This window comes from Bacillus sp. REN16, assembly GCF_020731355.1.
Taxonomy (GTDB): domain Bacteria; phylum Bacillota; class Bacilli; order Bacillales; family Bacillaceae_L; genus Ferdinandcohnia.
The window spans coordinates 40,279-53,947 of the sequence record NZ_JAJFZK010000019.1 but is presented as its reverse complement, the minus strand read 5'-3'; the positions used below and the strand labels follow the sequence as shown (position 1 = coordinate 53,947).

At 37.9% G+C, this 13,669-nt stretch carries 14 protein-coding genes, 16 tRNA genes, 1 rRNA gene and 2 pseudogenes; 28 read left to right on the top strand and 5 right to left on the bottom strand.

The features are described 5' to 3' along the window. Positions 1-111: 111 nt before the first annotated feature. From rrf to LKW28_RS19705, 18 genes are all read left to right on the top strand, one after another. Positions 112-227, top strand: a 5S ribosomal RNA gene (rrf, locus tag LKW28_RS19790). 10 nt (positions 228-237) lie between these two features. Further along, positions 238-312 (top strand) — tRNA-Asn (locus LKW28_RS19785). A gap of 3 nt (positions 313-315) precedes the next feature. Next, positions 316-407 (top strand) — tRNA-Ser (locus LKW28_RS19780). A 33-nt stretch (positions 408-440) separates the two neighbouring features. Further along, a tRNA-Glu gene (locus LKW28_RS19775) sits at positions 441-515 on the top strand. 4 nt (positions 516-519) lie between these two features. Then, positions 520-595: transfer RNA gene (locus LKW28_RS19770), tRNA-Val, on the top strand. Positions 596-752: 157 nt separating this feature from the next. Further along, a tRNA-Met gene (locus LKW28_RS19765) sits at positions 753-829 on the top strand. A 78-nt stretch (positions 830-907) separates the two neighbouring features. Beyond that, positions 908-983: transfer RNA gene (locus LKW28_RS19760), tRNA-Asp, on the top strand. A gap of 15 nt (positions 984-998) precedes the next feature. Beyond that, positions 999-1,074, top strand: a tRNA-Phe gene (locus LKW28_RS19755). Positions 1,075-1,097: 23 nt separating this feature from the next. Next, positions 1,098-1,173 (top strand) — tRNA-Thr (locus tag LKW28_RS19750). Positions 1,174-1,189: 16 nt separating this feature from the next. After that, positions 1,190-1,274, top strand: a tRNA-Tyr gene (locus LKW28_RS19745). A 49-nt stretch (positions 1,275-1,323) separates the two neighbouring features. Beyond that, positions 1,324-1,397, top strand: a tRNA-Trp gene (locus LKW28_RS19740). A gap of 11 nt (positions 1,398-1,408) precedes the next feature. Beyond that, positions 1,409-1,481, top strand: a tRNA-His gene (locus LKW28_RS19735). 61 nt (positions 1,482-1,542) lie between these two features. Continuing rightward, a tRNA-Gln gene (locus LKW28_RS19730) sits at positions 1,543-1,617 on the top strand. A gap of 23 nt (positions 1,618-1,640) precedes the next feature. After that, positions 1,641-1,715, top strand: a tRNA-Gly gene (locus LKW28_RS19725). Positions 1,716-1,717: 2 nt separating this feature from the next. Continuing rightward, positions 1,718-1,791: transfer RNA gene (locus tag LKW28_RS19720), tRNA-Cys, on the top strand. Between the two features lie 37 nt (positions 1,792-1,828). Beyond that, positions 1,829-1,914: transfer RNA gene (locus tag LKW28_RS19715), tRNA-Leu, on the top strand. Between the two features lie 30 nt (positions 1,915-1,944). Beyond that, positions 1,945-2,027 (top strand) — tRNA-Leu (locus tag LKW28_RS19710). Positions 2,028-2,106: 79 nt separating this feature from the next. Continuing rightward, positions 2,107-2,832, top strand: coding sequence for a GNAT family N-acetyltransferase (locus tag LKW28_RS19705; RefSeq protein WP_229142145.1), 726 nt, complete (start codon positions 2,107-2,109; stop codon positions 2,830-2,832). Between the two features lie 398 nt (positions 2,833-3,230). Here LKW28_RS19705 and LKW28_RS19700 read toward each other — a convergent pair whose 3' ends face one another. Then, positions 3,231-4,316: a LysM peptidoglycan-binding domain-containing protein gene (locus LKW28_RS19700; protein WP_229142144.1), complete on the bottom strand. Its 1,086-nt coding sequence runs from the start codon at positions 4,314-4,316 to the stop codon at positions 3,231-3,233. Positions 4,317-4,562: 246 nt separating this feature from the next. Between LKW28_RS19700 and LKW28_RS19695 the strand changes: the two genes are divergently transcribed. Together LKW28_RS19695 and LKW28_RS19690 are read left to right on the top strand one after the other, a co-directional pair. Further along, positions 4,563-5,705 carry a glycerate kinase gene (locus LKW28_RS19695; protein WP_229142143.1) on the top strand — a complete coding sequence of 381 codons (1,143 nt, stop codon included), beginning with the start codon at positions 4,563-4,565 and terminating at the stop codon, positions 5,703-5,705. Between the two features lie 248 nt (positions 5,706-5,953). Next, positions 5,954-6,115 (top strand): DUF3934 domain-containing protein, encoded by a 162-nt coding sequence (locus LKW28_RS19690; RefSeq protein WP_229142142.1) that lies wholly within the window; start codon positions 5,954-5,956, stop codon positions 6,113-6,115. A 190-nt stretch (positions 6,116-6,305) separates the two neighbouring features. Here LKW28_RS19690 and LKW28_RS23055 read toward each other — a convergent pair whose 3' ends face one another. Beyond that, a complete protein-coding gene (locus LKW28_RS23055) occupies positions 6,306-6,491 on the bottom strand; it encodes an aspartyl-phosphate phosphatase Spo0E family protein (protein WP_324255050.1) in 186 nt (61 codons plus the stop codon). Between the two features lie 169 nt (positions 6,492-6,660). Next, positions 6,661-6,783, bottom strand: a pseudogene (locus LKW28_RS23315) (hypothetical protein); the annotation flags it as partial. 145 nt (positions 6,784-6,928) lie between these two features. Between LKW28_RS23315 and LKW28_RS19675 the strand changes: the two are divergent. The 7 genes and pseudogenes from LKW28_RS19675 to LKW28_RS19645 all read left to right on the top strand — a co-directional run bounded on the left by LKW28_RS19675 (position 6,929) and on the right by LKW28_RS19645 (position 11,961). Further along, a complete protein-coding gene (locus LKW28_RS19675) occupies positions 6,929-7,735 on the top strand; it encodes an aldo/keto reductase (RefSeq protein ID WP_229142141.1) in 807 nt (268 codons plus the stop codon). Between the two features lie 290 nt (positions 7,736-8,025). Beyond that, positions 8,026-8,244: pseudogene (locus LKW28_RS19670) on the top strand (peptidase E); the annotation flags it as partial. A 32-nt stretch (positions 8,245-8,276) separates the two neighbouring features. After that, positions 8,277-8,795 carry a GNAT family N-acetyltransferase gene (locus LKW28_RS19665; protein WP_229142140.1) on the top strand — a complete coding sequence of 173 codons (519 nt, stop codon included), beginning with the start codon at positions 8,277-8,279 and terminating at the stop codon, positions 8,793-8,795. Between the two features lie 568 nt (positions 8,796-9,363). After that, on the top strand, positions 9,364-9,681 hold the full coding sequence (locus LKW28_RS19660) for a PadR family transcriptional regulator (protein WP_229142139.1): 318 nt from the start codon (positions 9,364-9,366) through the stop codon (positions 9,679-9,681). Then, positions 9,668-10,240 carry a DUF2812 domain-containing protein gene (locus LKW28_RS19655; RefSeq protein WP_229142138.1) on the top strand — a complete coding sequence of 191 codons (573 nt, stop codon included), beginning with the start codon at positions 9,668-9,670 and terminating at the stop codon, positions 10,238-10,240. Before LKW28_RS19660 ends, LKW28_RS19655 begins: the two co-directional genes overlap by 14 nt. A 118-nt stretch (positions 10,241-10,358) precedes the next feature. After that, on the top strand, positions 10,359-11,234 hold the full coding sequence (locus LKW28_RS19650; RefSeq protein ID WP_229142137.1) for a hypothetical protein: 876 nt from the start codon (positions 10,359-10,361) through the stop codon (positions 11,232-11,234). 61 nt (positions 11,235-11,295) lie between these two features. Next, positions 11,296-11,961 carry a ThuA domain-containing protein gene (locus tag LKW28_RS19645; protein ID WP_229142136.1) on the top strand — a complete coding sequence of 222 codons (666 nt, stop codon included), beginning with the start codon at positions 11,296-11,298 and terminating at the stop codon, positions 11,959-11,961. Positions 11,962-12,133: 172 nt separating this feature from the next. Here LKW28_RS19645 and LKW28_RS19640 read toward each other — a convergent pair whose 3' ends face one another. Together LKW28_RS19640 and LKW28_RS19635 are read right to left on the bottom strand one after the other, a co-directional pair. Next, positions 12,134-12,457, bottom strand: coding sequence for a hypothetical protein (locus LKW28_RS19640; protein ID WP_229142135.1), 324 nt, complete (start codon positions 12,455-12,457; stop codon positions 12,134-12,136). A gap of 235 nt (positions 12,458-12,692) precedes the next feature. Beyond that, a complete protein-coding gene (locus LKW28_RS19635; RefSeq protein ID WP_229142134.1) occupies positions 12,693-13,010 on the bottom strand; it encodes a hypothetical protein in 318 nt (105 codons plus the stop codon). Between the two features lie 163 nt (positions 13,011-13,173). Between LKW28_RS19635 and LKW28_RS19630 the strand changes: the two genes are divergently transcribed. After that, positions 13,174-13,641, top strand: coding sequence for a hypothetical protein (locus LKW28_RS19630; protein ID WP_229142133.1), 468 nt, complete (start codon positions 13,174-13,176; stop codon positions 13,639-13,641). The last annotated feature ends 28 nt before the right edge of the window (positions 13,642-13,669 follow it).

Sequence of the window (13,669 nt, the reverse complement as noted above, 5' to 3'; positions counted from 1 at the left end):
TAGACAAATCACTTCTAATGAATGTATGAACGTTATCTAGTTTTGAAGGAATGAAAATTTCTTCTTGAAATATTTTCTAAAGATAGTATAATAATACTTGTCTTTACTTTATCTAGTGACGATGGCGAGAAGGTCACACCCGTTCCCATACCGAACACGGAAGTTAAGCTTCTCAGCGCCGATGGTAGTTGGGACTTTGTCCCTGTGAGAGTAGGACGTCGCTAGGTTTTGTATTGTTCCGCAGTAGCTCAGTGGTAGAGCTATCGGCTGTTAACCGATCGGTCGTAGGTTCGAGTCCTACCTGCGGAGCCATTTGGAGAGCTGTCCGAGTGGCCGAAGGAGCACGATTGGAAATCGTGTAGGCGGTTAACGCTGTCTCAAGGGTTCAAATCCCTTGCTCTCCGCCATTACGTTTTTAATATATGTTTTAAAAGCAAGTGGGCCCGTTGGTCAAGCGGTTAAGACACCGCCCTTTCACGGCGGTAACACGGGTTCGAATCCCGTACGGGTCACCAATATGGAGGATTAGCTCAGCTGGGAGAGCACCTGCCTTACAAGCAGGGGGTCGGCGGTTCGATCCCGTCATCCTCCACCATTTTAATATTATTATCGCGGGGTGGAGCAACGAGCGTTGCATCATTGAATTACTGCGAGTTGTCCCGACGGACTTCGCTTCTAGAATAAGCTAGCAGAGGAAGGGACAGTCTTGTGTGAACTATGCGCATGACAAAAAAATATATACTTTCTATTATCGCGGGGTGGAGCAGTCTGGTAGCTCGTCGGGCTCATAACCCGAAGGTCGTAGGTTCAAATCCTGCCCCCGCAACCAAAAAAAAGTTATTGACTAAAGTAAAAAGTTATAGTAAAATAATACTTGTCTTGAAAAAGACGAAATATTATAAAAAATGGTCCCGTGGTGTAGCGGTTAACATGCCTGCCTGTCACGCAGGAGATCGCCGGTTCGATCCCGGTCGGGACCGCCATTTTAATACATATGTGGCTCAGTAGCTCAGTCGGTAGAGCAAAGGACTGAAAATCCTTGTGTCGGCGGTTCGATTCCGTCCTGAGCCACCATTTATTATTTAAACTTTTATAGTGCCGGTGTAGCTCAGTTGGTAGAGCAACTGACTTGTAATCAGTAGGTCGTGGGTTCGACTCCTATCGCCGGCACCATCTTTAATTATATAGTGGAGGGGTAGCGAAGTGGCTAAACGCGGCGGACTGTAAATCCGCTCCCTCCGGGTTCGGCGGTTCGAATCCGTCCCCCTCCACCATTTTGTTTAATTCGTAACATTTCATTAGAATAGAAATATAATATATCTTAGGGGTATAGTTTAAAGGTAGAACGAAGGTCTCCAAAACCTTTGGTGTGGGTTCGATTCCTACTACCCCTGCCAATCTATTTATGGCGATTGTGGCGAAGTGGTTAACGCATCGGATTGTGGTTCCGACATTCGTGGGTTCGATTCCCATCAGTCGCCCTTTTGTTGTTTTTAAGGGTTAATGAATACTCAGTTATTGATATTTATATAGTTGCTTCAGTGGGCTATAGCCAAGCGGTAAGGCAACGGACTTTGACTCCGTCATTCGTAGGTTCGAATCCTGCTAGCCCAGCCATTTTTTATTTAACCAAATACTTTGCGGAAGTAGTTCAGTGGTAGAACACCACCTTGCCAAGGTGGGGGTCGCGGGTTCGAATCCCGTCTTCCGCTCCAATGGCGGCATAGCCAAGTGGTAAGGCAGAGGTCTGCAAAACCTTTACCACCGGTTCGAATCCGGTTGCCGCCTCCATTATTTTAAAATGATTGTAAGTGCTTTTTTATGATATGCCGGGGTGGCGGAACTGGCAGACGCACAGGACTTAAAATCCTGCGGTAGGTGACTACCGTACCGGTTCGATTCCGGTCCTCGGCATCTTTCGATGTCTTTTTTCTTTCTATATATGCCTGAGTGGTGGAATGGCAGACACGGTGGACTCAAAATCCACTGCCAGCGATGGCGTGCCGGTTCGAGTCCGGCCTCAGGTATCAAGAGATGTAAACTTAACAGATTTAAGCTGTGAAGTTTTTTTATTATATTAATAAATAAAGAACAGAGGGAATTTCATTGAAAAAAGGAATAAAATTAAAACATCATAACCAAAACGATCACCAGGAATCAGATGAAACCTTTTATAATATTGCAGGCTACACAGATAGTGGTGCACCTTTTGGGCTTACTTGGGAGGAAATCATTGCTGATGAATTGACATTTAGGGGTGCTGTTAAGAAGGATGCGGAGAAATCCGCAGAACTCATTCATATCGCCATAACTGATATTGCTGAGCAATTGACCGGTCAAACGAAAAAAGAAAATATTCGTGAAAGGCTGGGTGAATTTTTTCGCGAAGAAATTAACCGCCTTAGCTATCAAAATATAATGGTTGCTGATATTTTGGGAGAAGTAGCTGGGATTGTCATTACCTATCCAGGAGAAGATGCTCCACGTTTGGATGAGCCTATTTTGAAGCGATTAAGAAAGAAAAGAAGGAATGAGAATATTTCCTTAGATAAAGAAGCTGATGTAGGGGATTATTATGTGGACACCATTTGTGTTGATGATCGTTTCCAGGGGTATGGAATCGGAACGATGCTTCTAAAAGAAGCGGAAAAAGCAGCGATACAAAAAGGGTATTACAGGATTTCTTTAAATGTAGCGCAAGATAATCCAGTTGCAAAGAAACTATATAAACGAATTGGGTATAAGGAAGAGAAGGTCATCCAAATTAATGATCATCCCTATGATTATATGGTAAAGATTCTTATTGACGAAAATGTTTTAACAAAAAAATGAATATCTCAAAATAATTTCCTTCTGTCCCTTATACGGGGTCAAGGGGATTTTTTATTTATTTGGACGTACCCACCAACATCCCCAATATAGACAGTCCGGTTATCAGGTTACCGTTACATTTTCAAAGGATAGTCGTCCCATACTATAAAGCTTTACTGCTTTTGCATCACCATTTAGATGAACACTAATTTCAGTCGTGTGTCCATATAGATAAGGGTTACCGATGCCATTCGGATCCTTGTTAAGCTTGAAGTTATTCTGGATAATACTAATTTTAGCAGATTACTAATTTTACAATATATAAACATTATACTTTCAGAAGTGGCCCTTTTTGCAGTTGGTCGAACATAAAAAGGAAGCCAGCTCCTAAGAACTAACTTCCTCACGTGAAAAATCTCTTAATAAAATCTCTTAAAGCCTTCTAAATGCTTCTTCCAATATGTATCATTTACATTTGAAATGACAACTCCATCATTGGAAGCATGAATGAATTCATTGTTTCCTACATAAATCCCCATATGAGAAATCCCAGCTTTATAGGTTCCTTGAAAGAATACTAAGTCTCCTACTTGAGGGGTATTCACATAATAGGAGCGCATATGGTAGCCTTCGCTTGAATAGCGATTTGTACTCAATCCTGCTTGCTTATAGGCATAGTAAATGAACCCACTACAATCGAATCCATTAGGTGTAGATCCGCCCCATGCGTAAGCAGTTCCCAATTGGCTTTTTGCGACATTAATCAATTGATCAACATTATAGCTGATATTTGTTGATGGAGTTTCAACTTTAGGAGGTTCTACCTTAGCGCCATCTCCAATCGTTAACTTTTGACCAATATAGATCATATCTGAATTCAGGCTGTTCCATGTTTTAAGATTTGCAACTGTAACTTTATATTCTATTGCAATTCTTGACAGGGTGTCGCCTGACTTTACGGTATAAATAGTAGCAGATTGAACCACTTCTTCTTGAGGTTTCTCTGTTTGTTCTGGAGTCGGGTTTGTTGGTGCCTCAACGGTTCCAGGTTTACTGACAACAAACACATTCCCTGGGAAGATGAGAGTCGAATTCAAATTGTTCCACTGCATTAATTCATTAATTGAAATCTTATGTTTCAATGCAATACCACTAAGTGTATCACCGGATTTTACAGTGTATGTAGTTGATGCTGCTGGACTCGGTTGTTGTGTTTCTTTGTCATTCTTAGGTTGCGTGTTTGTGTTTGTTGCATCGTTTGTACCGCTTTTTGTGGCAGTTATTTCTGTATTAAGTACTTGATTCGGGAAAATAAGATCGCTCGTTAAGCTGTTTAAGGATTTCAATTGTGGAACAGTGATATTATGCTTTTGAGCAATCTTCCAAAGTGAATCACCACTCTGAACCTTGTACGTGCTTGCTGCTTCCGTCTCTCCCGCACCAAGTAAGGCAGTGGCAATGAATGCAGCCGTCGTCACGGACATATATAGTTTCTTATTACCCAACTTATGTACCTCCTAACAATCTATTAATCTATTCATTCATTATACTATGTAATTGTCTAGGTTTGTAGATTAATGTGGAAATAGAGGAATACTTATCCAATATTTTTAAGTCTAACTTCTCTATTATGTCGAAAAGATAAAAACTGTTGCTAAATGTGGATTTTTTTGGTGATTAAGGATTGTTTTACAACATGAGTCATGTTAATGATAAACTGATAGTAACTGTGAGATTGGAGGGTACCGATCATGAAGGTAATTATCGCAATTGACTCATTCAAAGGAAGCATTTCATCGATTGAAGGAAGCAATGCGATCTCAAGTGGAATTAAGGAAGTCTATAAGGAAGCAGAGATTATTGCTTTTCCATTAGCAGATGGTGGAGAAGGTACGGTTGACGCATTGGTTCAGTCAACAAATGGGCAGTTAATGAAGGTCAATGTCACTGGTCCACTAAATAGTAAAGTTGATGCAATCTATGGAATATTAGGTGACGGGAAAACGGCCGTCATTGAAGTTGCAGCAGCTTGTGGACTGCCTCTAGTACCTCAGAATGAACGAAATCCTTTTCTGACCACCACATTTGGAGTTGGTGAAATCATTTTGGATGCGATCGGAAAAGGATGCAGGGAGTTTGTAATTGGACTAGGCGGAAGTGCTACGAATGATGCTGGAGTTGGGATGCTTCAAGCGTTAGGTTTCCGTTTTATGGATCAATTCGGGAATGAAGTTGGCCTTGGTGGGGGAGTATTGCAGGATATCTCTAAAATTGATACCCAAAACGCTAATTCCATACTGGCAGATTGTACATTTAAATTAGCCTGTGATGTAACGAATTATCTTCATGGAACCGACGGAGCAGCATATGTTTTTGGACCTCAAAAAGGAGCAACCAAAGACGATGTAAAAGCACTAGATCATGGTCTTAAGCATTTCGCCGAAATTGTGTGTCAAGAATTAGGGAAAGATATACATACAATCAAGGGTGCGGGAGCCGCTGGTGGATTAGGTGCCGCCTTTTTTGGCTTTTTAGATGCCGAGCTACAATCAGGAATAGAACTTGTGCTATCTATTCTTGATATGGAACGATTTATGCCAGAAACAGACTTTGTTATAACTGGTGAAGGAAAATTAGATTCCCAAACGACGATGGGAAAAGTACCGATTGGAATAGCCCGCCTGGCAAAACAATACCAAATTCCAGTTATTGCAGTAGCTGGCAGTATAGCGGAGGATGCCGCCCAATTAAATGAACTTGGTGTCACGTCCTATTTCTCGATTATGAACACACCCATGACAATAGAGGAAGCCATGAACCCTGAAACAACCTATTCTAATTTGCGAGTAACAACAGCTCAGTTATTTCGATTAATAAAGTCACTGGAAAGATGATGGATTTGATTTAACTTCGAGTGCCTAATCCACACTGTGTGATGAGGGACAGGCACTTCATCGGGTAGCGTTGATCTAGGAAGGGATTAACGCTATTTTTATTGAAAGATTTGAACGAAGTAGGATAGTAAAAACATACACATCTGGAATGATGTTATCTATGGCAAAATTCTTGGTTAATCATCGAGTAAAATATAAAAACTAACCAGACAGGTAACTCACACAAAAATGATAATGGAGTGATTTATATGAGTAAAGCTAAAGGAAAAGGCGGAACAGGGAGAGGAACAGATAAGAAGGGCTGGAATCGTTGGAATGCGAGTGCAAACAAAAAAAAGAGTGCAAAACCATACATAAGTAAAGGTGTAAAAAAAACGAATGTTGAAAATGATCCCACGAGTAAGAGTTAAACAGCTTTCTAAAATGAGGAATGCTTATTCTATTCACGTAACGGTTTGATTATTTCAATAAGGAGAAGGTTTTTTGGGTGCAATACTGTCCATAAAATAAAAATAGTGATTTGGAATATTGAGGGAGAAAACAACGGTGTCACTAATGTAAAAAATGTAAGTGCAGATCGGACACCTCTATGTATGTAAATTAATTTATTTGAAACTTGTTAAAAGCATTTAATAATTGATCTAATTCTTGACTGCATTTTATTGTCTTACTGTTTAGCATACCATTTAACGAAGCAAGACTAATCATTTCATCCCTTTTTTGAACAATTGATAAAATAAGAGATTCTCTATTAAGTTGTACACTTTCTTGTAACAATTTCCACACCTCTTTATTAATTTAACGCTTTTGCCTAAAGCAAATACAAACAATATTATGCAAAATTTTTACCATAAATAAAAGACCTTCGACAAAATTAGTCAAAAGAAGATAAGGAATTTGTGACAGAAATATGTCGGAAATAAATGTCTCCTAAAAAAGATGATTTTTCATTCACTCAAGGGTGTTCTGCTGTATCCACTACGTATATTTTAACTCCATCGATTGGCAAAAAATCACGTTCCACACGATATTCACCTAAACTTTCTCCATCCGGTAAATACGTAGGACATACAATCGTATTGTTTGAGTTAAAAAGTACTTAAAAGAAAGTGTGTTGATCTAAATAATGCCTTCTTTCATGTTACTTTTTGAAAATTCTACAATTTGTTATAATGTACTTTGTAAGTAAAGTAATAGAGTATACAGAGGGAGTGCTTAAACATATGGAGTACATAACACTTAATAATGGGTTAAAAATGCCAATTGTCGGAACGGGTACAAATACGTATGGAAAAGAAAATAACGAGTATAACGGGGCGTTAACAAATGAAATTCCTGAACTCGTATCAGCACTTGAGTTGGGTTACCGTTCAATAGATGCTGCCATCATTTATCGAAACGAAGAACTTGTCGGCAGAGTTTTAGCAGAGAGCACAGTGCCTCGAGAAGAGTTATTCATTACAACAAAAGTTCCAGCCAACGAAGAATATATTTCTTCAAAGGAAGCTACTCGGGCAGCTATCGATAACAGTCTAAAAAACTTCCAAACAAACTATCTCGACCTGCTACTTATTCACTTCCCTATTGAAGACAAAGAACAACTTAAAAACACTTGGGAAGTATTTGAAGAATATTACGAAGCGGGCAAACTAAAAGCAATCGGCGTTTCAAACTTTGGTAAAAATCATCTAGATGAATTGAAAGAATTTGCGAAAGTGAAGCCAGCTGTTAATCAAATACAACTTAACTTAAAAGAACCTAATAAAGATCTCCTTGCCGTATTAAAAGACGAGGGCATTACACCTGTTGCATGGGGACCTATGAAAGCAGAAGCCCATCAAAAAGAAATTTTGGATGAAATCGGTAAGGCCTATAAAAAATCCGGCGCACAAGTCTTATTAAAATACCAAATAGAGCGCGGTGTGATCGTTATTCCTAAATCTCACAACCGTGAAAACCAAGCATCTAATCTAGATCTTTTCGATTTTGTATTATCTGCAGAGGATATAGAAAGAATTGAAAACTTATAATTAGGTAGTCCATCATCCTAGTGATATGAATAGTATTGCTAGGATTTTGATTTTTTCAAAACAATGAGATTGGAGTAGTACCGTCTTTGATTGAACTAAATTAAACGAAGCAGAATAGGTAAACAAGGATTTATGTTAGTTTTGTAGAATTGTAAAATATAGGACAGAATGAGCTTCACCAGGTATCGAATACACAAACATTCATTCAATTGAAGTGTTCTAGTCATCCATAAAACGCTTAGAGGTACGACAAAACTCGTAAGTACAAAACAAAGAAAAGGAGTGAAGGTATGAAATTTCTGCTTACATCTGGAGGTATCAGTAACAAAAGCATACACGACGCACTGGTTGACATGCTGGGAAAGCCGATTGCTGACTGCAACGCACTTTGCATCCCCACTGCGATATATGGACACCCTTAGGTTGGTCCTGGCGTCAAAGCCTGGCAGTTCATCAGTGGAAAAGAAGAAAATCCCATGGTGAGCCTCGGTTGGAAATGCCTTAAAATAAAACTTAACGATAGATAAAAGGAGGAAATCTTTTGATTAATTTTGAAGATCTTAAAGGGTTGCATATAAAAATTGCTACGAATGACGATACGAGCAAAATAATTAAAATGTTAAAACGGATCGCTCTATGGATGAAAGATAATGAAATCAACCAATGGAGTTTTCTTTTAGATGGAGGCGATGACGAAGAGATTAAACAGGCTATATCCAATCGAGAAACTTATATTGTTTTGAAAGATAATGATATTATCGCTACATTTACACTTTCATCAAATCAAAGTGAATGGGACAGACATATCTGGGGTGAGGATAATAGCTTAAAAACAATTTACTTACATAGACTTGCGATTATACCAATATATATGAATAAAGGTTTTGGTAGAAGTATTTTGGGGTGGATACAAAACAATGCACGAGACCAAAGTTATCTTAAATTAAATTGCGTTGCTGATAATATCAAATTAAATAACTTTTATAAAAATAATGAATTTGAACTAGTTGGTTTAACTGATGGTCATAGTAAATACCAAAAAATTATTAAAAATAATTAGAACTTCTTCAACGAAAGGGAGAGTAAAAGGAAACCTTTTTCAACTAACCGAGCATTTTAATGAAGTAGGTATCTAAATTTTCTAATGTAATGTATAAATGAATAGGATATTACGATTTTATAGGGGGAAATTTATGGCTTTAAAATATAAATGTTTAATCTTAGACACACGATGATACAGCGGTAAAAAGCACACCCAATATACATTATCCATCATTTGTAGAGGCTCTTAAATACTTGCGACCCAATGATAAACCTATTACTTTTGAAGATTTTGTTAGATACTGTTTCAATCCAGGTTTTTCTCCTTTATGTAAAGACATCATTAAATTCACAGAGGAAGAGCAAAAACATCAGCAAGGAAAAAATATACCGAATTAGATTAGACCCAAAGTCGCTTTCCCTTACGTATGGAAAGCGACTTTTTCGATTGATTTTTACCTGGTTATTACGCTTTTTATTTTAAGTTCCTTTGCCTAATATTGAAAATATTGTTGACTATTCAGTTGAACTGTATTATGTTTTTATTAAGTTAAACTATGTAGTTGAACTGAATAAAGGGTGAGGATATGAAACACAAATTATTACCGTTGTCTGAAACCATGCATTATATTTTATTAGCTTTGCGTGAGCCACTTCATGGCTATGCTGTAATGCAAAAAATCGTGGAAATGAGTAATGGAACCGTTATTTTGGCAGCGGGTACATTATACGGTGCGATTGAAAACTTGAATAAGCATGGTTGGATTGAGTCTGTTGGAGAGTCAGGCCGGAGAAAAGTTTATATGATCACTGAAGAAGGAAGCGCAATTTTAAAAATGGAACAAACCAGGTTATTGCATATTTTATCCCTGTACGAAGGAAGTGAATCGAATGAAGAAATTTAAGCTATTCTTTGATATTGAAAAAGAGGAGAAGTGGCTGAACGAGCAGTTGAAAAAAGGCTATCGTTGCACAAATATCAGTGGATTAGGAATATACACTTTCGAAAAAAGCGATAAGAGATATGTGATGCGACTTGATTATCAAGATTATTTACCAAAGAAAAAGCTCGAGGAATACAAAGGGATATATGAAGATTTTGGTTGGAGCTATATAAAGGGCTCATGGCTTGGCGGAATTCGGTATTGGCAAAAAGAAGATGATAATCAAAATGAAATCTTCTCGGACCGCCAATCACAGTGTAATTATTATAAACGACTCATGGGTTATTCATTTTGGTTAGGGGCGGTTATGCTGTATTTGGCTTTTTCTATTATGTCTGACAAGGATTCAGGATTATATCATGAAGGTCTTTGGAGTATGACAGGTTCTTTATTTTGGAAGGCATTTTTATTTGAAACCCCATTTGCTCTTTTGAAGCTTCTTCCCGCGATTCTGGTTGTTTTTTTCGCCAGCAGTTACTATAAAGCGTATCGAAAGTATTCAATATTAAAAGAACAATAAAAGGGTATAGAGTTAATTTTGAACTTATTTCAAAGAAGTAAATGAATCTACCACAGCCGGGAAAGAGCGCCCTGCATTTCATCATTGGGCAAGAGTTTTGAAAAATGCAGGTCAATTGATGTTTAGATCGAAATTGGGAGAAGAGGAGGGGCGGAAAATTAGGATAGAAATCAAAAGTCGGTCAACCAAAACGGTTCTTATCTTTCTTATTTCCCTGTTTGTAGTGTTGACATACGGATACCATCGACTAGAGAAAGACTTTGTATATCCAATTGTGCCTGTGGAGATCAAGGCCGATTTTTTATCGGAGGCATACTTTTCAGAGCTCTCAGAGCAGTATGACCAGATTCGCGCTGAACATCGAAAGTGGTATCTATTTGATACATCCAAAGCCATTTCATCACACGCCATCCTAACGCAAATGATGCAAGATCTTAAGGACTACGAAAACCTTCTGAGTGGGCATAAGCATTTTGATCTTTATTTTGAGACATTTGATCAATATGTCAAACAACTCCCTTATCTCACGGAAGAGATTCATTATTTTCGCAATGAACTGAACCGATATGGAGAAGCGCCTGAACAATTAGAAGAAATGATTGAACGAGTGGCATGTGGAAAATGGCAGCTATTCAGTGCTAGATATCACCGGTATGAGGTAAGTGAATATGACGCTGGGTACAATGTAAAGTTTATATCAGCAAATGGTCGATTTGAAGTTGTCTATCATGCTGAGACGGGTCAGATGGTAAACGATCCGGTTAACATGGGCACGTATAATTATGCGCCGGGGAGTCTCCATCCATGGAAGTATTACCAGCACCATAAATACGATAAAGTGCCCTGGAAGAAATGGGGGAATACGAACCAGATTTCATACAAGGAAATTACAAAGAGAAAGTCAAGGCATGGCTCAGCGGAGCAAAGAAACAGTATAGAAGAACTCGATAACGTAATCAAAAACAAGATGTCAGATTCACAGAAGTGCCGATAAGGACCTATCTATTGGAGTAATGGAGTTTCTTTTTATAAATTCAATTTGCTGGAGGATAAGTATGAAAAAAATAATAGCCCTCTTAGGGGACCATTATCATGATAAGCGATTACTTCAGAAGTCACTCATGAAGGCTATGGAGAAACTAAAGCTGGAATCGGGCGTTTTGAGGATTGAGTATATCGAGGTAGAACAGCTGGCAGAGAAACTTCAAGAAAAGCCAGATGCAGTGATTCTATCAAAACAAAACAAACGAAACCCGACAGCGGAAAATGTGGAATACTGGATGGATGAGAAACTTGAGAAACAAATTTGTGAATATGTTCATTCAGGAGGGGGATGGCTTGTCTGGCATTCCGGTTTGTCTTCGTATGAGGTGCGAGAAGACTATTACTCAATGGTAAAAGGGAAGTTTGATTTTCATCCAAGTGAGCTTCTGGATGTTGCCTATCAATGGAATAATACCGATGACAATTTACGGATATTAGATGCCGCATATAATGTGAGAGATGAGCATTATTTTGTAACCTGTGAGGAAAGGAAAACAAATGTATTCCTTCATGCAATTTCAGAAAAAGGTAAAACAGTAGCAGGTTGGAAGCATGAATATGGAAAAGGACGTGTGATTTGTTTAACCCCTTCCCATACTGAAGAAGGGCTCTTACACGATGAATTTACTAATTTATTGTTCAGTTCGCTTACGTGGTGTTGTGGGAAGCTTGCTTGATGGGTAACATCAGTATAAATGCAGACTCATAGTCTTCTGAATTATGACTCCACCCAAACCAGTGGGGTCTTTTTGTTATCGATTTTAAAAGTAACGCAGCCAAAATTGCATCATAAGCCTATTAACTTTCCCCATCTTTAGTTACTGCCAAGTCACCTGTTCCGTACCAAATTTATTGGAAGCCTTTGTTCTCGTTTTTTAATCGATTCATGAGAAGTGGTAAAGCCCTCATTTCCCAAAACTCCATACTGATCCCCCCACTTGAGATTCCTCCGTGAGCGTATTTCTCCACTATGAAAAAATCAGTTTCTGAATCAAATGGATGATTGGTCAGTTCCTCAAAGTACCTTTTTAAAAGTTGGGTAAACTGTGATTCTGAGCAAGGTAATGGAACCATAGCGAAGGCTGTTTGAAGGTCATCCCATAAATAAGGATCTCCTCTAAGTCCCCACTGTTCAGGCTTTTGTTCAAAAATGATAGATACTGTCGGATTCACGTTCTTTCCTCCCAAAATGCTTAATCGAATTTGTTAAGAATTGCGTCATTCCAATTATACTTAAACTTAATTTGGAAAGAAAATCGGTTACGGACAAGAAGGCCGACCATTTGGGGAGTCACTATGACCGTAACCTAAGACTTACAAGATTCATAGACTATGAAAAATGACCTGTCCGATAAAAGGATAGGTCATATTTTATGTATGGATATAAGATTTTTCATTATATGAACATTTAGCGGTCCAAATCTAAACCCGCGTTTTGTTTTTCACTTTTTTTCAACTTACGCTTCTTTGATTCTTTTACATAATTAATATAGTTCCCTGTTCCTTCGATTGCAGACACTCCAATAATGGCCCATTCAAGCGGAGAAAGTTCCGTTAGCGAATCTTTCCCATAGTACATTGTAAAGACTGTGATTATTCCATAGAAAAAGGATTTTGCAAAGTATTCCCAAATTGGAGAATATTGATCTATATTCACTTTTTTGTATACCCTATTTATGAATGAAGCCACTACCAGAACAATAACCGAGATTAAAATGATTTCCATCGTTGCAACCACCTCCCTCAAAAGATTCTATCATATTATTGATAGGGTGTTTTAATAAGACTTGAAAGCTTGATAATAGGCCTGATAATGAGTGGAATTTTATTCTTGATATTGGATAGTTTAAAACAACAGGAGTAAAAATAATGTTGAGGTGATGTAACTTATGGCATCTAGAAAGCATCGAATATTTAATCTTTCTATCATCATAATTCCATGGTTATCGTTGTTGTTCATGGGAAAACGAAGCGTAAAACGTTATTCTGTATCAGGTGTTTTCATTGTTATTTTTGAGATCATCAATCATTTGTATGGACATAAGAGGAAGTGGTGGAAGTTTTACGATAAGCCAAAATCATTTATAAGGGATGAACTTCCATTTAGTGTTGGTCCTTATATGCCATTATCTATGTGGTTATTGAAATTTTCATATGGAAACTTTAAAAAGTATTTGGTGCTTAATGTGATGGCTGATGGACTTTTTGCTTTTCTTTTCATGGATGTTCTCAAAAAACTTAAAATCATACGTCTAAATCGATTAAATCGTACTCAATTCTTTTTCTATATACACTATAAAGCCTATTTATTATATGGAGTACAGTATTTGAATGAGAAAATAAAAAGATATGGTTGATTGGAATCTAGTGCCTAACCTTCTATGT

Bases quoted from the DNA above. Each gene is read 5' to 3' on its own strand.
- LKW28_RS19675 (WP_229142141.1), top strand. From the start codon at position 6,929: ATGGAGTACATAACACTTAATAATGGGTTAAAAATGCCAATTGTCGGA.
- LKW28_RS19630 (WP_229142133.1), top strand. From the start codon at position 13,174: ATGGCATCTAGAAAGCATCGAATATTTAATCTTTCTATCATCATAATT.
- LKW28_RS19660 (WP_229142139.1), top strand. From the start codon at position 9,364: ATGAAACACAAATTATTACCGTTGTCTGAAACCATGCATTATATTTTA.
- LKW28_RS19690 (WP_229142142.1), top strand. From the start codon at position 5,954: ATGAGTAAAGCTAAAGGAAAAGGCGGAACAGGGAGAGGAACAGATAAG.
- LKW28_RS19645 (WP_229142136.1), top strand. From the start codon at position 11,296: ATGAAAAAAATAATAGCCCTCTTAGGGGACCATTATCATGATAAGCGA.
- LKW28_RS19650 (WP_229142137.1), top strand. From the start codon at position 10,359: ATGTTTAGATCGAAATTGGGAGAAGAGGAGGGGCGGAAAATTAGGATA.
- LKW28_RS19695 (WP_229142143.1), top strand. From the start codon at position 4,563: ATGAAGGTAATTATCGCAATTGACTCATTCAAAGGAAGCATTTCATCG.
- LKW28_RS19655 (WP_229142138.1), top strand. From the start codon at position 9,668: ATGAAGAAATTTAAGCTATTCTTTGATATTGAAAAAGAGGAGAAGTGG.
- LKW28_RS19635 (WP_229142134.1), bottom strand. From the start codon at position 13,010: ATGGAAATCATTTTAATCTCGGTTATTGTTCTGGTAGTGGCTTCATTC.